Raw genomic sequence first — 22,563 nt, 5'->3', positions numbered from 1 at the left:
GGCCGCTCAGGCGAACAAGGCCTTGTACTGCTCGCGCAGCAGATTCTTCTGCACCTTGCCCATGGTGTTGCGCGGCAGCTCGGCCACGACGAAGCAGCGCTTGGGGATCTTGAAGTTCGCCAGCTGCTGCTTGAGCGTGGCCAGCAGCGCCTCGCCGTCCAGCACGCTGCCGGGCCGGGCGATGACCACGGCCACGCCGACCTCGCCGAAGTCCGGGTGCGGCACGCCGACGACGGCGCTCTCGGCCACGCCCGGCATGTCGTTGATGAAGCCCTCGATCTCGGCCGGGTAGACGTTGTAGCCGCCGCTGATGATCAAGTCCTTGCTGCGGCCCACGATGGTGACGTAGCCCTGCGCATCGACGCGGCCCACGTCGCCAGTCTTGAAGAAACCGTCGGCCGTGAACTCCTCGGCCGTCTTCTCGGGCATGCGCCAGTAGCCCTGGAACACGTTGGGGCCGCGCACCTGGATGCCGCCGATCTCGCCCTGCGGCACGGGCGCGCCCGCATCGTCGACCACGCGCAGGTCCACGCCCGGCAGCGGAAAGCCCACCGTGCCACCGCGCCGGTCGCCGTCCTTGGCGTGGTAGGGGTTGGAGGTGAGCATGGCCGTCTCGCTCATGCCGTAGCGCTCCAGGATGGTGTGGCCGGTGCGGGCCTGCCAGTCCCGGAAGGTCTCGATCAACAAGGGCGCAGACCCGGAGATGAACAGGCGCATGTGGCGCACGGCCGCCTTGTCCAGCGCGGGCTCGGCCAGCATGCGCACGTACAGCGTGGGCACGCCCATGAACACCGTGGCCTCGGGCAGGCGCGCGATCACGGCCTTGGGGTCGAAGCGCGAGAACCACAGCATCTTGCTGCCGTTGAGCAGCGCGCCATGCAGGGCCACGAACAGGCCGTGCACATGGAAGATGGGCAGCGCGTGGACCAGCACGTCGCCCTTCTCCCAGCCCCAGTAGTCCTTGAGCACCTGGGCGTTGCTGAGCAGGTTGCGGTGGCTCAGCATCGCGCCCTTGCTGCGCCCGGTGGTGCCGCTGGTGTAGAGGATGGCGGCCAGGTCGTCGGGGCCGCGTTGGGCGGGCTCGTGCTGGTCGCTGCAATGCGAGGCACGCTCCACCAGCGTGCCGCTGCGGTCTTCGCCCAGGGTGAAGACGTAGCGCGTGCCGGCCTGGAACGCGATCTTGCTGACCCAGCCGTGGTTCGCGGGGCTGCAGACCACCACGGCCGGCTCGGCGTTGCCGATGAAGTAGCCGATCTCGGCGCTGTGGTAGGCCGTGTTGAGCGGCAGGAACACGTGACCCGAGCGCAGTGTGGCCAGGTACAGCAGCACGGCCTCGACCGATTTTTCGACCTGCACGGCGATGCGCGAGGCCGGCGGCAGGTCCAGCCCGTCGAGCAGGTTGGCCAGCATGGCGCTGGCGCGGTCCAGGTCGCGCCAGCTGTAGGTCAGCCCGGCGCCGGCGTCGATGGCGACCGCATCCAGGTCAGCCGGGAATGCCGCGCGCAGGGCGGCGAAGAGGTTGTGGTTGTCGGTGGTCGTTGTCATGTTCGGTTCCATCTCTTGGTGCCGCCGCACCCTAAGCCCTGCCCTCTCCCGCAGGCGGGAGAGGGAGACGGAGCGGCCCTGCCTTGCCCTTCTCCCGCGCGCGGGAGAGGGTTGGGGTGAGGGCCATACGGCCGCTAGTCAAGTTTCGCGCCAGAGGCTTTCACGACCGCCGCCCAGCGCTTGATCTCTGCATTCACGAAGCCGCCGAATTGTGCCGGGCTCAAGGTGCCGAACTCAGCGCCGTTGCTGGCCCACACGGCCTTGATCTCGTCGGCCGCGGCGGCGCGGTTCACCTCCTCGACGATGCGGGCCTGGATGTCCGCAGGGGTGCCCTTGGGCGCCCACAGCCCGTACCAGGTGGTCACGGTGTAGTCGGGCAGGCCCACTTCGGCGGCGCAGGGCACGTCGGGCAGCGAGGGGTTGCGCCTGGTGCCGGAGACCATCAGCGGCTTGATGCGCCCGCCCTTGATGTGCGCGGCCGAGGAGCCCAGGCCGTCGAACATGACGTCCACGTTGCCGGCGATCAGGTCCTGCAGCGCGGGGCCCGCGCCTCGGTAGGGGATGTGGGTGATGAAGGTCTTGGTCTGCTGCTTGAACAGCTCGCCGGCCAGGTGGTGCGAGGTGCCCGCGCCGGCCGACGCGTAGTTGTAGCGCGCCGGGTTCTTGCGCACCAGGTCGAGGAAGGCCTTGATGTCGGGCACATCGACGCGCTTGGGGTTGACCACCACCACCTGCGGCACGTTGGCCAGCAGCGCCAGGGGCACGAAGTCCTTCTCCAGGTCGTAGTCGAGCTTGGGGTACATGGACGGCGCAATGGCATGGTGCACCGCGCCCATGAACAAGGTATAGCCATCGGGCTGGCCGCGCGCCGCCGCGCTGGCGCCCACGGTGCCGCCAGCGCCGCCCTTGTTGTCGATGACCAGCGTCTTGCCCGTCAGCTTGGCGAACTGCGCGGCCAGCGGCCGTGCGAACGCATCGGTGCCGCCGCCGGCCGGGAACGGCACGACCATGGTCACGGGTTTTGCGGGCCAGGCCGGCTGGCCGAATGCCAGTGGGCTGGCGCAGGCCACGCCCGCGGCGCTGGCCATGCGCAGGACGTCACGTCGGTGCATGTTCATGGGTTCGTCTCCATCGTTGTAGAAATGCGGGTTCAATGCAGCACCTGGCTCGCGTCTGCCGCGCGCACCAGGGCCTCGGCATCGGCCGGCAGCAGGAAGCCTTCGGCCTGGGCCTGCGCGGCGGCCTTGCGCACGGCAGCCACATAGCCCGCGTGGTCGCCGTAACGCTCCTGCAGCGACAGGCGCGGGTCGCCGCTGGCCTGGCGTTCGGCCGCCGTGCGCGCGAACGGAAGCATGCCGCCCACGTAGTTGCAGATCTGGCCTTCATGGAACGGCCGCGCGCCGCCGGCCGTGATGTTCCAGCCCAGGTAGGTGCCCAGGGGCGCGCTGGTCAGCACGACAGGCACGCCGCCCAGTTCGTTGCCGTCGGCGTCCACGCGCGGCGCCAGCATGGGCAGCACCTGGCGGATCGGCGGCGGCGCGTTGCTGGCGATGCCCGAGCCGTCGGCGGCGTTGAAGCCGGGGCCCCAGTCGTAGTCGATGACCGGCATGATGAAGTCGGGCTCGGGCAGCGTGGGCCGCAGCTGCGGCAGCGTGGGGAAGCCCATGGCCGCCTTGTTCGCGGCCACCAGCGTGCCGCGCGACTCGCCGGGCCGTGGCGCCAGCGTGGGCCAGCGGCTGGGCGGCGGCTCCTGGCCCTTCATCACCCAGTTGCGAAAGTGCACGCGCAGCGCGTTCACGGTTTCGGTGTGCGGCACAGGGTTGGCCGGCAGCACGCCGGTGCCGTAGTTGTTGCCCGGGCAGGCCGGGCCGGTGGTGGGCAGCGCCACGCCGGGCAGGCTGGTGTCGAAGCCGCCCAGGCCGCCGCCGTGGTGCGAGCTGGCGATGTAGTAGCGCCGCACGTTGGCGGGCAGCGGCAGGTCGGCCTTGCCATCTGTGCCCACCCATTCGGGCGTGAGCTTGAGCGCCCAGACCTCGGCCGAGCCGAAGTGCTCGATGATCTTGGGGCAGCTGCGCGTGGCCTCGCAGCGGTCCAGGATGCCGGCCGGCGCGCCGCCGCGCACCGGGTCGGGATGGGCCGCCCACCACTGCGGCCCTTCGCTGCCGGCCTGGTAGAGCTCCAGCACGCCATCGGGCTGCGCCCAGCGGAAGTTCAGCGCGATGCGCCGGCCCGCGATGATGGGCCACAGCCCGTCGTGCACCTGGCGCCCAGCCGCGTCGCGGTTGAAGCCCAGGTGCAGCCAGCCGCGCAGGAAGTTGCCCGACTGCGAGACACCGCGCCCGATGCTGTGCGTGACGGCGCCGGCCACGGGGTTGGGCGTGCCATGGTCGTCGGCGCGCGCGGTCTTGAAGAACTGGCCCACGTCGCGCCACGCGGCGAAGCCCAGGCCCAGCACATACGGGTCGGCGGCCTTGAACACCACCTGGTAGAGCTTGCGCGCGTCGAAGCCGTTCTTCAGGCAGATCTGCGTGGGGTCAGGTTGGCCGGGAAAAGGGTTGGCCGCGTCGCAGCGCGCCCAGGCCCAGTCGGCGGCGGGCACCTCGGCCTCGCCGATGACCTCGCCGCGCGTGGACTCGGCCGTGCGCGTGACCAGGCGCGACTGGCGCGTGTCCAGGCTCGCGGGCTTGTAAGGCACCGGGTTGGTCTGCACCAGCAGCGGCTGCGAGGCCGGGCCGCTGCGGTTCACGATGCGGCCGAACACCTCGCCCGTGACGGCCGAGCCGTCGGCGTTGCGCGCCACCGGCACCTGCAGCCAGTGCGGCTGCGCCACGGCCGCGGTGGGCCGCACGGCGGTGGCGCCGGCGTTGTCGCCCTGCCAGGCGCTCGTGAGGTCGATGTCGCCCCAGGCGCGCTCCTGCACCACGTTGTCGCGCTTGCGACCGCGGTTGGGCACCTCGTGCCACAGCAGGCCGCTGGCCTGGGCCAGGTCCACCGGCTTGGTGATGACGAAGGTGGCGGTGTAGCGCACCTTGCCGTCGGCGTCCCTGGCCAGGGCGATGTCCTGGATCAGCGCGTTGGCGGGCGCGGCCGGGTCCAGCTCACCGAAGGCGCGGCCGGCGATCTGCTCGAACGCGATGCCGCCGCCATCGGCCGCGGGCAGCGGCACGGTCTCGTCGATCACGATGCGCGTGATGCGGGCCTGGGCTGGGCCGGCCAGCGCGGCGGCCAGGGCGACGGCCAGGGCCACCGCGGGGCGCGGCCGGTGGCGGCCGCGCAAAGTCCATCCTTGTTGCATGTCTCTCTCCAGTGGCTTCGTTCTTCTACTTGAGGGCGGTCGGGGCGCCCGGGCCGCGTGCTTCAGAGCAGCAGCCGCTCGATGTCGGACGACAGCGGGATGCGCCCCGCCAGCGTCATGGCCCGGTGCTTGTCGAGCCGGCGCAGATCATAGAGATAGTTCACCATGAGCCCATAGGCCTGCTTGACGCCCTTGGGCGAGGGGTCGCCGGCCCAGTTGAGCCGCTCCACGCGCGCACCGTTGCCCAGGTGGAAGCGCGCCACCGGGTCGAGCGGGCGGCCGTCGCTGAGCTCGCGGCCCAGGTAGTGCGCGGCGCACTGCAGCAGGAAGCGGCGCACGGGCGACTTCTCGTCCAGCGTCAGCACGCTCTCGGCCGCAGACAGCACCTGCTCGGCCTGCGGTGTCCTGGTGCCCAGCACGCGGCCGAGCTCGCCGCGCTCCTTGTCGGACTGGAGCGCCAGCATGGCCGCGGCGTTCTTGCCCAGCCAGGCACGAAAGCCCGGGATCGGCGAGAGCGTGGCGAAGTGCTTGAGCTTGGGAAATTCCTCGCGCAGCGTCTCCACCACGCGCTTGATCAGCGAGTCGCCGAAGCTCACGCCGCGCAGCCCCGTCTGCGTGTTGCTGATCGAATAGAAGATCGCCGTCGTGGCCTTGGCCGCGTCGGCCGCGGCGGCATGCTCGTCCAGCAGCGGTGTGATGCCGGCGGCCATGTGGTCGATCAGCGCCACCTCCACGAAGATCAGCGGCTCGTTCGGCAGCCGCGGATGGAAGAAGCCGTAGCAGCGGCGGTCGCTGTCCAGCCGGTTCTTCACGTCGTTCCAGCTGCGGATGTCGTGCACCGCTTCGTAGCGGATCAGCTTTTCGATCAGGGACGCGGGCGAGTCCCAGCTGATCCGGCGCAGTTCCAGGAAGCCCACGTCGAACCAGGTGGAGAACAGCGCCTCCAGCTCGGCGTCCAGCGGCATCAGGCGGCGGTCGGCCTTGAGCTCGCGCAGCAGCTCGGCCCGCATGTCGACCAGGAAGCGCAGGCCGGCCGGGTCGACCACGAAGCGCTGCAGCATGCGCGTGCGCGGCGACACGAAGGCACTGCGCAGGCGGATCTCGGCCGCGCCCTGCTCGGGCGTGCCGTGCGTGGCGTCGTAGTGCTCGCGGGCAGCCTTCACCTGCTCGGCATCGGGCGCGAACTGCTCGACCATCAGCAGCCACAGGTCGCGCCGCTCGGCTGGCGTGGCCGACGCATACCAGGCGCTGATCTGACGCGCGCGGCGGCCGGCTTCGACCTCGCTCACATGCGGGTCGACCACGGCCTGCAGCTGCGTCATCAGCCGGCGCAGCGCGCTGGGCGTCAGCGTCTCCGGGTCGCGGCGCACAGTCGCGCGCAACCGGGCCTGCGTGCTGCGTGGCGCGCTGGGCTTGTCGTCGGCCGGCTTGGGCGTGGGCATCAACAGCGCGACGCTGCGGGAGATCCAGTCGGATGCATTCATGTCAATTTTCCACGGCGCGACGCGCCACCCGCAGCCCACAAAACCGCCTCGCAAGCAAAGGTTCGGAAGGCCGCGGAGCAGGCCATGCCAGCAGCCGCCGCGGAACTGGCTCTGCCAGGCCGCTGGCGGCGCCCCTTGAGGGGGATGGAATGGCTACACGAAGTGAGCCATTCAAACGGGGTGGTTTCATTTCATGATGGGCGGTGCTGTGCGCCATCATGGTGACGCATGGCCGCGCAGCGCCACAATGCCACGCATCACCCGGACCGGTAACAGGGAATTGCATGTGGCGCACGGCGCCACAATGCCAGCCGACCCAGCCCATGCAAGGAGAGACCATGAGCCTGCAAGCCATCCGCACCGCCTTGATCGCCACCGCGCTGGTGCTGGACACTGCCCATGCGCAGACGCCGAAAGCCGCCCCGCCGGAACAGGCCGTGGTCTACACGCGCGCCACCGTGCAGTCGGTGTTCGTCGAGGACGCCAGGCACTACATCCGGCTCAAGCTCGGCCCGGGCTCGGGCCTGCCGTTCCGCACGCTGACCTTCCGCGTGCGCGACCCGGCCCAGGTGGCCGCGTTCACGCCCGGCATGGGCGTCGAGTTCATCGCCGCGCGCGTAGGCGACGAGAACACGCTGACGGCGCTGCGTGCAGCGCCAGGCATCAAGCGCTTCGAGTCACATTGAGCAGCGACGCTACCAACCTGACCCGTCCACCATCTGGATCACCCATGCCCGAGACCACGACCCTGCCCTCCCTGCCCGAACTCGGCGCCCGCGTGGGCGCGCGGCTGCGCGAGCGCGGCGACACCGTGGCCGTGTCCGAGTCGTCGGCCGGTGGGCTGGTCTCGGCCGCGCTGCTGGCCGTGCCCGGTGCGTCGGCCTATTTCAAGGGCGGGGCCGTGGTCTATTCACGCCGCGCGGGCCGCGCGCTGCTGGGCATGACGGCCACCGACATGGAAGGCCTGCGCGCCGAGACCGAGCCCTATGCGCGGCTCGTGGCCGGCAAGATCAAGGACAGCCACCACGCCACCTGGGGTATCAGCGAGAGCGGCGCCGCCGGCCCCTCGGGCAGCCCCTATGGCGACCCGGCCGGCCGCGCCTGCCTGGCCGTGGTCGGTGGCGCGGCGCACAGCCGCGTGGTCGAGACCGGCCTGACCGACCGGCCCACCAACATGGACCTGTTTGCGCGGCATCTGCTGGCCTTGTTGGACGAGGTGCTGGACGCGACGCCGCAGTCGGCCGTCTGATCCAGCACACAGCAGCCTCTGGCTGGCCGACACTCGCGGCCATGCCCGCCTTCCTGCGCCACTGCATCCGCCGCGCCACCATCGCCGTGCTGCTATGCGGCTGGGTAATCGCCGCCGTGGCCCAGCCGGCCGACGCGCAGCGTGACGCGGCCGACATCAAGGCGCGCTTCGCGCGCTGGATCGATCCGCCCGTCGTGCAGATGGAACTGTTCGGGCTGCCGCAGCGCGAGGCTGGTGACGCCGTGCGCCGCGTCGTGCACCAGCAGCACGATGCGGCCGTCGACGCGCTGCTGGCGCTGGCGCGCGAGCCGGCCCAGGCCGCCCAGGCGCTGGCCGCACTGCGACGCCACGCGCGTGCCGGCCAGCCTGCGTTGGCCGAGGCCTTGCTCGCGGCCCACGCCCAGACGCTGCAAGCCAGCGCGCCGCAAGGTGCCGCCCTCACCAGGCGCCACGCACTGGCCTTGCGCGAACTGCCGGCCGCGCTGTGGCTGCAGATGAACCCGACCGGCCACCGCGCCGAAGTGCTGCAGGTGCGGCGCACGGGCCTGTTCGGCGCGCAGGCCGGGCAGCAAGCCCTGGCCGGCCTGCGCGAAGTGTGGGCGAACGACCCCAGAGACCCGACGACCGCCATGCTGCTGCTGTGGCTGGGCGGCGATGCGCTCGATGGCGCGACCCGGCAAGCCGCCATGGCGGTGGCCACCGGCGCCGCCGACGTCACGCTCGTGGCCGCCGCCCATGCCGAGGCCGCAGGCCGGCTGCTGCAACAGGGCGCGGTGCAGCCGGCCATCGACGCGCTGGGCCTGTCGCTGCGCGCCATCGAGGATGCATGCGCGCGCGGCCAGCGCGGTGTGCAGCCGCGCGACGAGGCGCTGGCGCTGGGCCGGCTCGGCCAGCTGCGCGCGACCATCGGCGACTCCGCCGGTGCTGCCACGCTCTGGCGCGCGTCGCTGGCGCAGCGCCAGCGGCTGGCCGCTGCGGCCGGCGACGACGTGCAGGCTGGCCTGGACCTGGCCAGCGCCCACGCAGCGCTCGCGCTGCTGCCCGGCCTGGCCCCTGACGCACGCCAGCGCCACACGGCCGACGCATTCGCCGCCTACAACACGCTGGCCGAGCGCGACCGCTTCACGCCGATGCTGGACGCCGCGAGCTGGTCCGGCATGACGGCCACGCTGGCGCTGTTCGCCAGCGCGCTGACACTGGCCGGCGGCCTGCTGCTGCTGTTGCTGTACCGCTGGCGCGTTGCCCGCTGGATGGCCCGCGCCGCGGCCTCGCCCGTGGCAGCGCCCGGCGCCAGCCCACTGCGCGCGGGCCGTGTCGAACTGCGGCCGGCCCCGGCGACCAGCCCCTCGGTGGCCGACCCGCGCTGGGGCGCGACGCTGGTCCAGGGCCTGGCCGGCGTGCTGTTCTCCGCCGTGGCCACCGCACTCACGTTGGCGATGGCCGACATGGAATTCCTGCCGCTGCGCGTGGCCACGATGTTCTGGGCGCACCTGCTGGGCACCGTGGTCGTGCTGTGGCTGCTGTGGGCAGGCGCGCGGCGGGCGCGGCAGTGGCTGCTGGGCGGCTACCTCGGCGGCCTGCTGTTGCTGTGCGTGGTCGTCAGCGCGGGCGGCACGCAGCCGCTGGTGCTGGGCAGCACCACGCTGCCGCCGTGGACCAACCCGCTGGCGTACTGGGTCATCACGGCCCTGCCCTCGTTGCTGCTGCTGTTGCTGTTGAACCGGCGCGTGCGCTCGGTCGGGCCCGTGCTGATCACCATGGTGCTGCCCATGGGCCTGGGCGGCATGCTGGCGATGGTCGCCAGCAGCAGCTTCGCCGGCCTGCGCGCGCAGGTCTGGCTGTCGCAACAGCTGGGCGGCGTCGCCCCGCTGACCCTGCAGGCCGCCGTCTTCCTGGCCGGTGCCTTGCTGTTCGCACCGCTGGCCGCGCTCGCGGCCTGGGGGTTGCAGCGGGCCGACGCCCGCGGCTGGGTCAACGACCAGACGCTGGTGGCCGACACGGTGTGGCTGTTCCAGACGCTGCTGCTCGTCATGCACCTGGAGCTGGACGGCGCCCTCGGCCTGCTGGCCTTCGCCGCGGCCAAGGCGGCGTCGGTGGCCGGTGGCCTGTGGCTGCGCCGCCGCGCGCAGGCGCGCCCACCGCTGCGCCTGCTGCTGCTGCGCGTGTTCGGCCAGCAGCGGCGCAGCGAACGGCTGTTCGACCGCCTGCAGTCGCGCTGGGCCTGGATCGGCCCGATCCGCATGATTGCGGCGCCCGACCTGGCCAGCAGCACCATCGGGCCGGGCGAGCTGGTCGACTTCGTGAGCGGCCGGCTGCGGCGCCATTTCGTGATCGAGCCGGTCGAGCTGCAGCCGCGCCTGGCCGCGTTGCGCCCCGGGCCCGGCCTGGGCGGCCGCTACGGCGTCGACGAGCTCTTTTGCGGCAACGACACCTGGCAGGGTGCGGTGCAGGCCCTCATGCGCGGCAGTGACCTGGTCGTGATGGACCTGCGCGCCTTCAACGCCGAGCGCCTGGGCTGCCAGTACGAGCTGGGTGCGCTGCTGGATGCCGTGCCCGCGCAGCGCATCGTGCTGATCGTGGACGCCAGCACCGACCGCGCACTGCTGGCGCAGACGCTGCACGCCCGCGCCGCCGCGCTGGACGCCAGCTCGCCCAACCTGCCGGGCCCGGCCACGCTGACGCTGCTGGAGGCCGGCCGCGACGACGACGCGACCGTGCGCAGCCTGGTCGCACTCGCCACCCAGCAGCCCTCCGCCTGACCGCGGCCTCTTGCTCCCTCGCCCCCCTGGGGAGAGGGTTGGGGTGAGGGGCTGCGGCCTGGGCACGGCCGCGTGTCGTCCACAGCCGCGCGCCCTCACCCCAGCCCTCTCCCAGGGGGAGAGGGGGCAAGACAGGCAGAGCGCGTGCAAGGGGCGCGTCACTCCCTCGCCCCTCTGGGGAGAGGGCTGGGGTGAGGGGCCAGCGGCCAGCGCAAGGCAAGCCACCCTTCGCAGTCATTGACCGCAACCCCCCACCTGGGTATGGTCCGCCGGCAGCGACGGCACGCCCACGCGCTGCACCCTGGCATCGCCCAGACAGGCCAACGCGCGATGCGCGGCACCAGCCCCCCGCCTCTCACAGGAAACGGAGACACCCATGTGGTTCGGACACAGCCCCGCCAGCGCTCCCGCGCAGCGGGCTCCATCGCAAGCCCTGCACCGCGCAGCCCACCTCGCCGCCGCCGCACTCGCGCTGACGCTCGCCGCCTGTGCCACACCGCCGGGCAGCGCCCCCGGCGAGCACGCGCAGTACCTGGTCGACCCTTACTGGCCCAAGCCCCTGCCCGACCAATGGCAGGTCGGCGCGGTGGCCGGCGTGGCGGTGGACCGGCGTGACCATGTGTGGATCATCCAGCGCCCGAGCAGCCTCACCGACGACGAGAAGGCGGCATCCTTCAGCCCGCCGCGCGCGGCGTGCTGCGTGCCGGCGCCCTCGGTGATCGAGTTCGATGCCGATGGCAAGGTCTTGCGCTCCTGGGGTGCGCCGGGCGCGGGCTACGAGTTTCCCAAGCGCGAGCACGGCATCCATGTGGACGCGCAGGACAACGTCTGGATCGCCGGCAACCACGAGCAGGACCACCAGATCCTCAAGTTCACAGCCGACGGCAAGTTCCTGCTGCAGATCGGCCAGGCCGGCCAGACCGGCGGCAGCAACGACACCAAGCTGCTCGGCAAGCCCGCGCACATGGAGGTGGACACGGCGGCCAACGAGCTGTTCGTGGCCGACGGCTACGGCAACCGCCGCGTGATCGTGTTCGACGCGACGACGGGTGCCTACAAGCGCCACTGGGGCGCCTACGGCAGCAAGCCCGACGACGCCAAGACCACCTACGACCCGGCGGCGCCACCGTCGAAGCAGTTCGGCAGCCCGGTGCACTGCGTGCGGCTCGCGCGCGACGGCCTGGTCTACGTGTGCGACCGGCAGAACAACCGCATCCAGGTGTTCCGCAAGTCCGGCGAGTTCGTGCGCGAGTTCTTCCTGGAAAAGCAGACGCTGCAGATCGGCTCGGTGTGGGACATGGTGCTGTCCACCGACCCGCAGCAAAGCTACCTGTACGTGGCCGACGGCGGCAACAACGTGGTGCACGTGCTGCGCCGCGATACCGGCGCCAAGGTCTCCGCATTCGGCCGCAACGGGCGCATGGCGGGGCAATTCCACTGGGTGCACAACATCGCGATCGATTCGAAAGGGAACCTGTTCACGGCGGAGGTGGATACGGGCAAGCGCGTGCAGAGGTTCGTACCCGGGAAGTGACGCTGGCCGTCATGGGCGGCATCATGTCCACGGGAATCCCGGCCACCGTGCATGTGCCCCATGCCTGACAGCCTACGCTGGGCCGATCAGAGATCGGGCCCCACCCGCGCCGCATGCCGCCCCGCGATGTACCCGAAGGTCATCGCCGGCCCCAGGTTGATGCCGCCCGACGGGTATTGCCCACCCATCACGCTCGCCATGTCCGTGCCCACCGCGTACAGCCCCTCGATCGCCACGCGGTGCGCATCGAGCACACGCGCATGCGCATCCGTCTTCAACCCGGCGAACGTGCCGAAGCTGCCCGGCAGCACCTTCACCGCATAGAACGGCCCGTGCTCGATCGGCGCGACGCACGGGTTGGGCCCGTCGTGCAGCGGGTCGCCCATCTTGCGGTTGTACGGCGTGCTGCCGCGCCCGAACGCCGGGTCTTCGCCGCGCCGCGCGTGCTCGTTGAAGCGGCGCACGGTCTCGGCCAGCGCGGCGGGGTCGATGCCGCAGGCCGTGGCCAGCGCCTCGATCGTCGCGCCGCGCTTGAGGTAGCCGTTGCGCACGAAGCGCCCCGCCGGCACCGGGAACGGGCGCGCATAGCCCAGGCCGTAGCGGCGCTGGAAGCGGTGGTCGCAGATCAGCCACGAACACACCTCTTCGCCCACGGGCGCCTGCGCCACCATGGCGGCGGTGTAGTCGTGGTAGCCGCCGGCCTCGTTCACGAAGCGCCGGCCGTTGGAGAGCACCGCGATCAGGCCCGGCTTGCCGCGTTCGATGATGTGCGGGAAGTGGCCCACCGTGCCGTCGGCATGCGGCACGCGCGAGACCGGCGCCCAGGCCACGGGCGATGCGAGGTCGGTCGCCAGCACGCCGCCGGCCTGCTCGCCCAGGCGGATGCCGTCGCCCGAGCAGCTCTCGGGCGGCAGCGCAAGGTGCTCGCGGCCGGTGGGGGTGCGCGGGAACATGGCCTGCCGGCGCGCCACATCGTTCGGGAAACCGCCGGCCGCCAGCACCACGCCGCGGCGCGCGCGGATCGCGATCTCGCAGCCGGCCGTGGCCACGATGGCGCCGCGCACCGCGCCCTGCTCCACGATGAGGCGCCGCGCGGGCGCCGACTCCATGAGCTGCACCTTCAGATCGTCGGCCGACTTGGCCAGGCGGCCGATCAGCGCCACGCCGTTGACGAGGTGCATGGCACGGCCGTGAAACGCCAGGTCGCGCAGGTGGCGCACGAAGCGCCTGGCCACGTGCAGGAACGACTTGGGTGAGCGCGTCATGCTCAGGAACGCGCCCAGGTCGGCGCCGGCCATGATGGGCATGCCCAGGAACGAGGTCTCGCGCATGGTGGTGCGCAGGCGCTTGTGGAGCGGGCCCAGCGCGCGCGCGTCGTAGGGCGCGGCGATGACCTGGTGGCCCTGCGTGGCGGCGCCGGGCGTGTCGCCGTGCATGTCGGGGATGGCGTTGCCGTCGGCGAATTGCAGGGCCGTGTGCTGCTCGAAGAACGCGACCATCTCGGGCGCGTTGTCGAGCAAGGCGTCGACGCGCGCGGCGTCGTAGCGCGGGCCGAGCTCGTTCTGGAGGTAGGTGCGCGGCTGCTGCGGGTCTTCGACGATGCAGGCCCGCTTCGCCAGCGGGTTGCCGGGCGCCCACATCCAGCCGCCGGACCAGGCCGTGGCGCCGCCGAAGACCGGTTCCTTCTCAACCACCACCACCTGCAGGCCATGCCACGCGGCCGTGACGGCGGCGGCCAGGCCGGATGCGCCGGAGCCCACGACCAGCAGGTCGCAGTCGATGCCGCGCAAGGGGGTCATGCGGCTGCGTCCAGCTGTGCCAACACGCGCTGCGTGGCGGCCAGCGCGCGGCGTGCGCGCTCGGTGGCGCCCACGGTGCGGGCCAGCTGCTGCGTGGGCACTTCGATGCTGAGCGGCGTGTCGCGCGGCACCGCGCGCAGCAGGCCCACGAGGTCCAGCCCGCCCTCGCCGGGGAACAGGCGCTCTGCGCGGGCCTGGGCCAGGATGGCGTCCATGGTGGGCGGCACGGCGGCCGGCGCGTCGCACAGCTGCAGGTAGCGCAGGCGCGCGGGCGGCACGCGGGCGATGTCGGCGACGCGGCTGTGCGAGCGGCTGAGGTGGAACGCGTCGATCAGCACCCCGGCATTGGCCTGCCCGCAGCGCTCGACGATGCGCGCGGCCTGCGTCAGATCCTTGGCGTCGGTCCAGGGCATGAACTCCAGCATGGCGCCCAGCCGGTAGCGCGCGGCCAGCGCGCAGAACTGCGCGAAGGTGTCGATCTGCCGCGCGTCATCGGGGTCGTTGCCCGCCACCAGCAGCTCACGTGCGCCGAGCCGCGCGGCCGTCGCGACAGCGGCCTCGTATTCGGCCACGCGCGTGTCGGGTCGGATGCGGAAGATCTCGGCGTCCAGCACCTGCACGCCAGTGCCCGCGAGCCGGGCCTGGACCTCGCGCAGCAGCGGCGTGTCGCCCACCAGGTCGTACTGCGGCTCGGTGGGCGTGGCGGGCAGCAGGCGGATGCCGATGTGGCTGTAGCCGGCCTGCGCCGCGCAGCTCACCATGTCGGGCGGCGTGAGTTCCAGCACCGTGAGGGCGGCGAGCGAAATCGGGCGGGTCATGGTTTGTCTCCTCTGTCGGGGTGCACTGCAAGGGCGCGATGCGGTGAATTTAAGGAAGACGGTTCGGCACAACAAGCCGCCGAACGTGGTTCTATGATTCACGGATCGTGAACCTCGACTTCCAGCTCGACGACCTGCGCGTGTTCTGCCTCGCGGCGCGCAAGGCCAGCTTCGCCGCGACGGCCACCGAGCTGGGCACCTCGCCCGCCTATGTCAGCAAGCGCATCGCGATCCTGGAGAAGGCGCTGGGCGTGGCGCTGTTCCACCGCGCCGCGCGGCGCGTGACGGTGACCGACGACGGCGAGCGCGTCTACGCATCGGCGCAGCAGATCTTCCAGGGCGTGGACCACCTGGGCGAGACCGTGGCCGGCGGCCGGCTGGCCCCGCGCGGCACGCTGCGCGTGACGACCAGCTTCCGCCTGGGGCGCAAGCACATCGGGCCGGTGCTGTCGCAGCTGGCCGAGCGCTACCCGGCGCTGGACATCACGCTGGACGCCGTGGACCGGCGCGTCGACCTGGTCGGCGAGAACGTGGACCTGGACGTGCGCGTGGGCGAGGTGGACGAGCCGCACCTGGTCGCGCACCGCATCGCCGCCAGCCAGCGCGTGCTGTGCGCCGCGCCCAGCTACCTGCTGCGCCGCGGCGCGCCCGTGGGCGTGGCCGACCTGGCGCGGCACGACTGCCTGGTGCTGCGCGACCGCAACCAGGCCTTCGGCGTCTGGCGGCTGACGGGGCCGGCCGGTGCCGAGAAGGTCAAGGTCACGGGGCGGCTGTCGTCCAACAACGCCGAGATCGTGCGCGGCTGGGGGCTGGACGGCCACGGCATCGTGCTGCAGGCCGGCTGGGACCTGCACGCCGACCTGGCCGCGGGCCGGCTCGTGCGCGTGCTGCCGGCCTGGACGCAGCCTGCCGACATCTGGGCGGCCAGCACCGTGCGGCTCAGCCACTCGGCCAAGGTGCGCGCCTGCGTGCAGTTTCTGCAGGAACAACTGGGGGGCGACGGGCCGTGGGCACTGCGGGCTTGACCCCCGTGCATCTGCGCGCAATTTGCGCCATCATGTACGCCGCTAGCGTCCGATATGCGATCGGGTAACCGGGCCTGAACGGCCCGCCCCGGCCGTCTGGCGGCGCGCGGCATCGGCCGGCCCCGGCCTTCATGGGATTCCACCAAACGAGGAGACAGACACATGAGCAAGAGCATGTTCCGCACCCTGTGCGCCACCGCGTTGATCGCCGGTGTTGCCGGCGGCGCCCTGGCGCAACAGAAACCCGAAGAAGAGCCCGGCTGGGCCAAGGGCCGGCCCAAGACCGACCAGGCCATGCGCATGGCGCCGGTGCCGGCCTTCCCGATCCCGACCGCCGTCGACCAGCTGCCGACGAAGAAATTCAAGCTGCCGCCGGGCTTCAAGGTGGAGACCTGGGCCTCGGGCCTGCTGGACGCGCGCGGCCTGCGCCAGAGCGACAAAGGCACGGTGTTCGTGAGCACGCTGTTCGTGGGCAACAAGGTCTACGCGCTGCCGGCCGACGGCAAGGGCCAGGCCAAGACCATCATCGACCAGACGCCGTTCGCCACCGGCATCGCGTACCACAAGGGTTCGCTGTACCTGGCGACCAACACCAAGATCGTGCGTTACGACAACATCGACGACAAGCTGGACAACCCCGGCACGCCGACCGTGCTGTACGACAAGCTGCCCGGCGGCACCGACCACAGCTGGAAGTTCCTGCGCATCCGCGACGAGAAGCTGTACTTCGCCATTGGCGCGCCGTGCAACATCTGCGACCCGGGCGACTACGCCAAGATCTACCGCATGAACCTGGACGGCACGGGCATGGAGACCGTGGCGGCCGGCGTGCGCAACACCGTGGGCTTCGACTTCAACCCCAAGAACGGCCAGCTCTGGTTCACCGACAACGGCCGCGACTGGATGAGCGAGGACATCCCCAACGACGAGCTCAACGTCGTCACCGGCCCAGGCCAGCACTTCGGCTACCCGTTCTGCCACCAGGGCAACATCTCCGACCCCGAGTTCGGCTGGGGCAAGGACTGCGCGGGCAAGGAGTTCACCAAGCCGGCCGCGCTGCTGGGCGCGCACGCTGGTGCGCTGGGCATGACCTTCTACACGGGCAAGGCCTTCCCGGCCAAGTACCAGGGGGCCATGTTCATCGCGCGGCACGGCCCCTGGAATCGCACGACCAAGTACGCCGACGTGGCCGTGGCCTGGCCTGACGGCAAGGGCGGCGCCAAGGTCGAGCCGTTCATGACGGGCTTCGTCGAGAACAACGCCTACATCGGACGGCCGGCGGACTTCCTGGTCATGAAGGACGGCTCGCTGCTGGTCAGCGACGACCACGCCGGCGCGATCTACCGCATCAGCTACGGCGGCAAATGAAGTTGCGGGCCAGCCTCAAGCCAGCCTGGACTTCGCTGCTGCTGGCCGCGCTGCTGCCGCTCACGGCAGCGGCGCAGCAGCCGCCGGCCGGCAGCGCCGCCTACGCGCAGCGCTTCGCCGCCCTGTGCGCGGCCTGCCACGGCGCCAACGGCCGCAGCGAGCTGCCGCTGACGCCGGCGCTGGCCGGCCAGCATTCGTTCTACGCGATCACGCAGCTGTTCCTGTTCCGCGAGGGCCGGCGCAGCAACGAGGCCATGACGGCGGTCGCCAAGACGCTGACCGACGCCGACCTGCGCGGCTTCTCCGAGTACGTCGCCACCCTGCCCCCGGTGCCCGCGCCGCCCCCGGCTACGCCGCCGGACGCGGCGCGCATGGCCAAGGGCCAGGCGCTGGCGCAGGAGAACAAATGCTTCGCCTGCCACGGCGCCGACCTCTCGGGCGGCCAGCAGGTGCCGCGCATCGCGCAGCAGCGCGAGGACTACCTGCAGATGACGCTGCAGGAGTTCAAGTCGGGCAAGCGCCCGGGCTACACCATGGCCATGGGCGAGGCCGTAGGGCGCATTTCGGTGGAGGACCTGGACACGCTGGCGTACTTCGTGGCGCGGCATGCGCCAGCGGCTGCCAGGAAATAGCGGCCCGGGTGCAGGCGCCCGTGCGCGCCGCGGGCATCACCCTTTGCCGCGGCCCTGGGCGCGCCGCTGCTCGCGCAGCATGAACAGGTACAAGCCCTCGACCTTCTCGCGCGCCCATGGTGTCTTGCGCAGGAACTTCAGGCTGGACGCGATGCTGGGCTCGCTCGTGAAGCAGCGCACGGGGATGCGCTCGCCCAGGCCCGCCCAGCCGTAGTGGTCCGCCAGATCGGTGACCATGCGTTCGAGCGTGATGCCGTGCAGGGGGTTGCGTGGCTGCGTGGCGGGTGGCTGTGCGGGGGCGTTCATCGCGGCCGATGCTGCCACAGTTCGCCACGTCTATGCGGGCGCGCCGCCTGCCCCCGGCAGCACGCCGACGTAGCGCCCGCGCGGGCGGATGACCTGGGCCACGCCCAGTTGCTCCAGGCTGTGCGCGAGCAGCCCCACGCTGCGCGCGGTGGCGAACAGGCCGAAGGCCGCGTCGGCCGGCAGCCGGTGGTGCGCCACCAGCGCGGCCAGCGCCACGTCGATGTTGGGCGCCAGGCCGGTCAGCTGCGTGGCCTTGTCGATGAAGCGCGCAATGACCTCGGGCGGCTCGCACAGCGCCAGCAGCGCGGCCGCGCGCGGGTCGCCGTCGGGGTACAGGAAGTGGCCGAAACCGGCCAGCGGCTGGCCGGTGGACAGGTGGTGGGCCAGCGCCGCGTCTTCGCCCAGCCGCTCGACTTCGCTGAACAGCGCCTGCACGCGGCCCGAGGCATCGCCATGCAGCGGGCCTGACAGCGTGGTGAGGCCGGCCAGCAGGCAGGCAGGCAGCGAGGCGCCGGTCGAGGCCGCGATGCGCGCGGCGAAGGCTGAACTCGTGAGCTCGTGGTCCAGCAGCAGCACCATGGCCGTGCGCAACAGCTCGGCCACCTCAGCCGGCAGCTTCCAGCCCTGGGCGAAGCGCAGATGCAGCGCCTGCGTGCCGGCCTGGGCGCCGAAAGCCGTGGCGAACTGGCCGACCAGGCCCTGCCCCTCCTGGTGCAGCACACGGGTCAGGCGCCCGCGTGTGGAATGCCCCGTGGCCGCCAGCGCGCCCAGCGCCGAGAACGCCGCCACGCGGCCCGGTTTGCCGCCGCGCAGCGCGGCCCTGCACGAGAAATCGGCCGGCTGCTCGGCGTCCCACAGCAGTTGCGCGGCCTCCTCCAGCGTCGCCGAGCGGGCCAGCTCCACGGCATCGTGCCCGCGGTAGTGCGGCCGCCCACGCACGAAGGTGCACAGCGCGGTGGGAATGCTGGGCTCGGCGCCGAACAGCGTGTTGGTGGCCAGCGTCTCGTGCTTGCGGCCGGCCTGCTTGCGCCTGGCCAGGGCCGCCACGTCCTCCGCGCGGTACAGGCTGCGCCGCGTGTCCGCCGGGTCGGGCATGACTTCGAGCTTGCCGCGGCTCACGTAGGCATACACCGTCTGCGCGCGCACGCCGAGCTGGCGGCAGGCTTCGTCCATCGAGATCCAGGAGGCCATGGTGTCTTGACACAAATCTCTATATATTGATTTTATACATCAATATTGACGATTACATCAATGGCTTCATACCATGCACGCACCTGAACCGGAGACCCCATGAAGCCGCATGTCCTGCAACTGAACCCGATCCTGATTCCCGCGATCAATGCCGCGCTGGCAGAGCGCTACACCGTGCACAAGCTGTTCGAAGTGCAGGACCAGCCGGCCTACCTGCGCGAGCACGGCGCGGCCATCCAGGCTGCCATCACGGGTGGCCACACCGGGATCACGCGCGCCATGCTGGAGATGCTGCCCAACCTCAAGGTGGTGGCCGTCAACGGCGTGGGCACCGACGCCGTGCCCCTGCCCTACTGCCGCGAGCGCGGCCTGCCCGTCACCGCCACGCTGGGCGCGCTGACCGAGGACGTGGCCGACCTGGCCATCGGCCTGCTCATCGCCGCCTGCCGCAACCTGTGCGCGGGCGACCGCTTCGTGCGCGACGGCCAGTGGGAGAAGTTCCCCCAGCCCAGCGCCATCCCGCTGGCGCGCCGTTTCAGCGGCATGCGCGTGGGCATCGTGGGCATGGGCCGCGTGGGCCGGGCTGTCGCCACGCGGGCCGCGGCCTTCGGCTGCCCCATCCTCTACACCGACCTGCGCGCCATGGACGACGTGCCGCATCGCTTCGTGGCCGACCTGGTGGCGCTGGCGGGCCAGGTCGATGCGCTGGTGCTGTGCGCCGCGGCCGACAAGGCCGAGGGCATCGTCAACGCCGCCGTGCTCGACGCGCTGGGCCCGCAGGGCTTCCTGGTCAACGTGGCGCGTGGCCGCCTGGTCAACGAGCCGGACCTCACCGAGGCGCTGCGCGCCGGCCGCATCGCCGGCGCCGGCCTGGACGTGTTCGTGGACGAGCCGCGCGTGCCGCAGGCGCTGCGCGACTCCGACCGCACGACGCTGCAGGCGCACCGCGCCAGCGCTACCTGGGAAACGCGCACGGCCATGGCGCAGATGGTGCTCGACAGCGTGGCCCAGGCGCTGGCCGGCGAGCGCCCCGCCATGAGCCTGACGACCTGAACCTCACCACCCTACGGAGACCTATCGTGTTCACCCGCCGCCTCGCCATCGCCCTGGCCTTCGCCGCCATGGCCCCTGCCGCCTTCGCACAGGCCTTCCCCGCGCGCCCCGTCACCCTGATCGTGCCCTTCCCGCCCGGTGGCGGCACCGACACCGGTGCCCGCGTCATCGCCGAGCAGCTCAGCCGGCGCTGGAGCCAGCCCGTCATCGTGGAGAACAAGGGCGGCGCGGCCGGCCAGATCGGTGCCGACTACGTGGCCAAGTCCAAGCCGGACGGCTACACGCTGCTGCTGGGCAACATCGGCACGCAGGCCATCAACCCGCTGCTCTACCCCAAGATGCCCTACGACCCGGACAAGGCTTTCGCGCCGGTCTCGTTGGTGGCCGAGCTGCCGCTGGCCATGATGGTGAACCCGGCCGTGCCCGCCAGGACGGCCGCCGAATTCATCGCCCTGGCCAAGGCCAAGCCCGACCAGATGAGCTACAGCAGCTCGGGCGCAGGCGGCGCGCCGCACCTGGCCACCGAGATGTTCAAGGACCAGACCGGCGCCTTCATCCTGCACGTGCCTTACCGCGGCGGCGGCCCGGCCATTGCCGACCTGCTGGCCGGCCATGTGCAGCTGTCGTTCATGACGGTGCTGGAAGCCTCGGGCCACATCAAGGCCGGCAAGCTGCGCGCACTGGCCGTCAGCGGCGACAAGCGCGTGAGCGCCTTCCCCGACGTGCCCACGCTGGCCGAGGGCACGGTGCCCGGCTTCAACGCGATCTCGTGGATCGGCCTGCTGGCGCCCGCGGGCACGCCGCAGGAGCTGCAGGACAAGATCTCGGCCGACGTGCGCGCCGTGCTGGCGGACGAGGCTGTGAAGGCGCGCTTCGTGGCCCTGGGTGGAGTGCCGCGTGCGACCTCGCCTGCGGAGTTCGCCAAGCTGATCACGGATGACCGGGCGCGCTATGCGCAGATCATCCGGGCGCGCAAGATCACGATCGAATGACGGACTTCGTCATCGCGCCCGCCGCGCCCGTTGCGCTGCAGGTCGCCGGCACGGCGGCGCGCTTCCCGGTGCACCGCGTGTTCTGCATCGGCCGCAATTACCCGTGGAGCGCCGACGAGCCCAGGCCCACCGCGATGCCGGCCTGGTTCATGAAGCCGGCCAGCGCCGTCGTGCCGGCGCACGGTGTGCTGCCCGTGCCACCGGGCACGGAGGACTTCTGCCATGAGATCGAGCTGGTGGTGGCCATCGGCCGTGGCGGGCGCGACATCGACCCGGCGCAGGCCGAGGCGCACGTCTGGGGCTACGCCGCGGGCCTGGACCTCACGCGCCGCGACCTGCAGCAGCAGGCCAAGCGCGTGGGCGGCCCGTGGGAGCCAGCCAAGGCCTTCGACCACTCCGCACCCTGCACGCCACTGGCCAGGGCCTCGCAATGCGGCCACCCGCGCAGCGGCGCCATCTGGCTGGCCGTCAACGGCGTGGACCGCCAGTGTGCCGACCTGGCCGACCTGCTGTGGCCCGTGTCCGCACTCATCGCCATGCTGTCGCGCTCGGTGGCGCTGCAGCCGGGCGACCTGGTCTTCACCGGCACGCCCGCGGGCGTGGGTGCGCTGCGCAGCGGCGACCGCATCACGGCCGGCGTCGCGGGCATTGCCGAACTCGGCATGACCGTGGCCTGACGCCGCCCCACTTCCATCGACTGACAGGAGACTCCCCTTGACCGCCACCTCTTGCACGAAGATCGCCCTCGTCACGGGCGCCGGCAGCGGCATCGGCCGTGCCGCTGCGCTGGGCCTGCTCGCCGACGGCTTCACCGTGGTGCTGGCCGGCCGCCGCGCCGAGCCGCTGCAGGCGCTCGTGGACCAGGCCGCCTCGCGCGGCCAGCGCGCGCTGGCCGTGCCCACCGACGTGACCGATCCGGCCAGCGTGCAGGCGCTGTTCGACACCATCGAGGCCACCTACGGCCGGCTCGACGTCGTCTTCAACAACGCCGGCGTCAATGCCCCGGCCGTGCCCATGGACGAGCTGCCGCTGGAGAAGTGGTTCAGCGTGATCGACACCAACGTGACCGGCGTGTTCCTGTGCGCCCGCGCGGCCTTCGGCCTCATGCGCAGGCAGTCGCCGCAGGGCGGGCGCATCATCAACAACGGCTCGATCTCGGCGCACACGCCGCGCCCGTTCACGGCTCCCTACACGGCCAGCAAGCACGCGGTGAGCGGCATCACCAAGGCCATCGCGCTGGACGGCCGCGCCTTCAACATCGTGGCCAGCCAGATCGACATCGGCAACGCGCTGACCGAGCTGTCCGAGCGCATGACGCGCGGCGTGCTGCAGGCCAACGGCACCACCGCGTCCGAACCCATGATGGACGCGACCCATGTCGCCAACGCCGTGCGCCACATCGCCGCCCTGCCGCTGCAGGCCAACGTGCTGAACATGACCGTCATGGCCAGCCACATGCCCTTCGTCGGCCGCGGCTGATCCACCCGAACCACCACCTGCAACAGGAGACAGA

General features: G+C 71.7%; 19 protein-coding genes. 11 read left to right on the top strand and 8 right to left on the bottom strand.

The features are described from left to right. Window positions 1–6: 6 nt before the first annotated feature. The 4 genes from ASF43_RS02495 to ASF43_RS02480 form a co-directional block, all read right to left on the bottom strand. Entirely contained in the window at window positions 7–1,545 is a 1,539-nt protein-coding gene (locus ASF43_RS02495; protein WP_056178040.1) for a malonyl-CoA synthase, read from the bottom strand. A 134-nt stretch (window positions 1,546–1,679) separates the two neighbouring features. Next, the gene (locus ASF43_RS02490; protein ID WP_056176151.1) at window positions 1,680–2,663 is read right to left on the bottom strand and encodes a tripartite tricarboxylate transporter substrate binding protein; all 984 of its coding nucleotides are present in this window, start codon (window positions 2,661–2,663) and stop codon (window positions 1,680–1,682) included. Window positions 2,664–2,695: 32 nt separating this feature from the next. Further along, complete coding sequence (locus ASF43_RS02485; protein WP_056176149.1) at window positions 2,696–4,840, bottom strand: alpha/beta hydrolase domain-containing protein; 2,145 nt, start codon at window positions 4,838–4,840, stop codon at window positions 2,696–2,698. A 62-nt stretch (window positions 4,841–4,902) separates the two neighbouring features. Then, entirely contained in the window at window positions 4,903–6,324 is a 1,422-nt protein-coding gene (locus tag ASF43_RS02480) for a malonyl-CoA decarboxylase (RefSeq protein WP_056176146.1), read from the bottom strand. Window positions 6,325–6,662: 338 nt separating this feature from the next. Here ASF43_RS02480 and ASF43_RS02475 point away from each other — a divergent pair, with 338 nt between their 5' ends. From ASF43_RS02475 to ASF43_RS02460, 4 genes are all read left to right on the top strand, one after another. Beyond that, complete coding sequence (locus tag ASF43_RS02475) at window positions 6,663–7,010, top strand: copper-binding protein (protein WP_056176144.1); 348 nt, start codon at window positions 6,663–6,665, stop codon at window positions 7,008–7,010. Window positions 7,011–7,054: 44 nt separating this feature from the next. Then, window positions 7,055–7,573 carry a CinA family protein gene (locus tag ASF43_RS02470; protein WP_056176142.1) on the top strand — a complete coding sequence of 173 codons (519 nt, stop codon included), beginning with the start codon at window positions 7,055–7,057 and terminating at the stop codon, window positions 7,571–7,573. Window positions 7,574–7,614: 41 nt separating this feature from the next. Further along, window positions 7,615–10,332, top strand: a complete 2,718-nt coding sequence (locus ASF43_RS02465; RefSeq protein WP_056176139.1) for a hypothetical protein — start codon at window positions 7,615–7,617, stop codon at window positions 10,330–10,332. A 376-nt stretch (window positions 10,333–10,708) separates the two neighbouring features. After that, a complete protein-coding gene (locus ASF43_RS02460; protein WP_156373100.1) occupies window positions 10,709–11,866 on the top strand; it encodes a hypothetical protein in 1,158 nt (385 codons plus the stop codon). 86 nt (window positions 11,867–11,952) lie between these two features. On the opposite strand, the gene ASF43_RS02455 is transcribed toward ASF43_RS02460, so the two are convergent. Beyond that, on the bottom strand, window positions 11,953–13,665 hold the full coding sequence (locus tag ASF43_RS02455) for an FAD-dependent oxidoreductase (RefSeq protein ID WP_056176136.1): 1,713 nt from the start codon (window positions 13,663–13,665) through the stop codon (window positions 11,953–11,955). Next, on the bottom strand, window positions 13,662–14,483 hold the full coding sequence (locus ASF43_RS02450; RefSeq protein WP_056176133.1) for a sugar phosphate isomerase/epimerase: 822 nt from the start codon (window positions 14,481–14,483) through the stop codon (window positions 13,662–13,664). Before ASF43_RS02450 ends, ASF43_RS02455 begins: the two co-directional genes overlap by 4 nt. Window positions 14,484–14,590: 107 nt before the next feature. Between ASF43_RS02450 and ASF43_RS02445 the strand changes: the two genes are divergently transcribed. From ASF43_RS02445 to ASF43_RS02435, 3 genes are all read left to right on the top strand, one after another. Further along, entirely contained in the window at window positions 14,591–15,508 is a 918-nt protein-coding gene (locus tag ASF43_RS02445) for a LysR family transcriptional regulator (protein ID WP_235578102.1), read from the top strand. A gap of 162 nt (window positions 15,509–15,670) precedes the next feature. Next, entirely contained in the window at window positions 15,671–16,876 is a 1,206-nt protein-coding gene (locus ASF43_RS02440) for a sorbosone dehydrogenase family protein (protein WP_235578101.1), read from the top strand. After that, window positions 16,873–17,508 (top strand): c-type cytochrome, encoded by a 636-nt coding sequence (locus ASF43_RS02435; protein ID WP_082497549.1) that lies wholly within the window; start codon window positions 16,873–16,875, stop codon window positions 17,506–17,508. Before ASF43_RS02440 ends, ASF43_RS02435 begins: the two co-directional genes overlap by 4 nt. A gap of 36 nt (window positions 17,509–17,544) precedes the next feature. On the opposite strand, the gene ASF43_RS02430 is transcribed toward ASF43_RS02435, so the two are convergent. Then, a complete protein-coding gene (locus tag ASF43_RS02430) occupies window positions 17,545–17,814 on the bottom strand; it encodes a VF530 family DNA-binding protein (protein WP_056176121.1) in 270 nt (89 codons plus the stop codon). A 30-nt stretch (window positions 17,815–17,844) separates the two neighbouring features. Next, window positions 17,845–19,005: a citrate synthase family protein gene (locus ASF43_RS02425; RefSeq protein ID WP_056176119.1), complete on the bottom strand. Its 1,161-nt coding sequence runs from the start codon at window positions 19,003–19,005 to the stop codon at window positions 17,845–17,847. 99 nt (window positions 19,006–19,104) lie between these two features. On the opposite strand from ASF43_RS02425, the gene ASF43_RS02420 reads away from it, so the two are divergent. The 4 genes from ASF43_RS02420 to ASF43_RS02405 all read left to right on the top strand — a co-directional run bounded on the left by ASF43_RS02420 (window position 19,105) and on the right by ASF43_RS02405 (window position 22,529). Beyond that, complete coding sequence (locus ASF43_RS02420) at window positions 19,105–20,058, top strand: 2-hydroxyacid dehydrogenase (protein WP_056176115.1); 954 nt, start codon at window positions 19,105–19,107, stop codon at window positions 20,056–20,058. A 68-nt stretch (window positions 20,059–20,126) separates the two neighbouring features. Next, a complete protein-coding gene (locus ASF43_RS02415; protein WP_056178034.1) occupies window positions 20,127–21,050 on the top strand; it encodes a tripartite tricarboxylate transporter substrate binding protein in 924 nt (307 codons plus the stop codon). Beyond that, window positions 21,047–21,727, top strand: coding sequence for a fumarylacetoacetate hydrolase family protein (locus tag ASF43_RS02410; protein WP_056176112.1), 681 nt, complete (start codon window positions 21,047–21,049; stop codon window positions 21,725–21,727). The genes ASF43_RS02415 and ASF43_RS02410 overlap by 4 nt, the downstream gene beginning before the upstream one ends. A 37-nt stretch (window positions 21,728–21,764) precedes the next feature. Beyond that, window positions 21,765–22,529: an SDR family oxidoreductase gene (locus tag ASF43_RS02405; protein WP_056176108.1), complete on the top strand. Its 765-nt coding sequence runs from the start codon at window positions 21,765–21,767 to the stop codon at window positions 22,527–22,529. Window positions 22,530–22,563 lie beyond the last annotated feature (34 nt).

Source organism: Pseudorhodoferax sp. Leaf267 (genome assembly GCF_001422405.1).
GTDB lineage: Bacteria > Pseudomonadota > Gammaproteobacteria > Burkholderiales > Burkholderiaceae_C > Pseudorhodoferax.
Note: the sequence above shows the minus strand (reverse complement) of the source record. Positions and strands in the feature narration are given on the sequence as shown.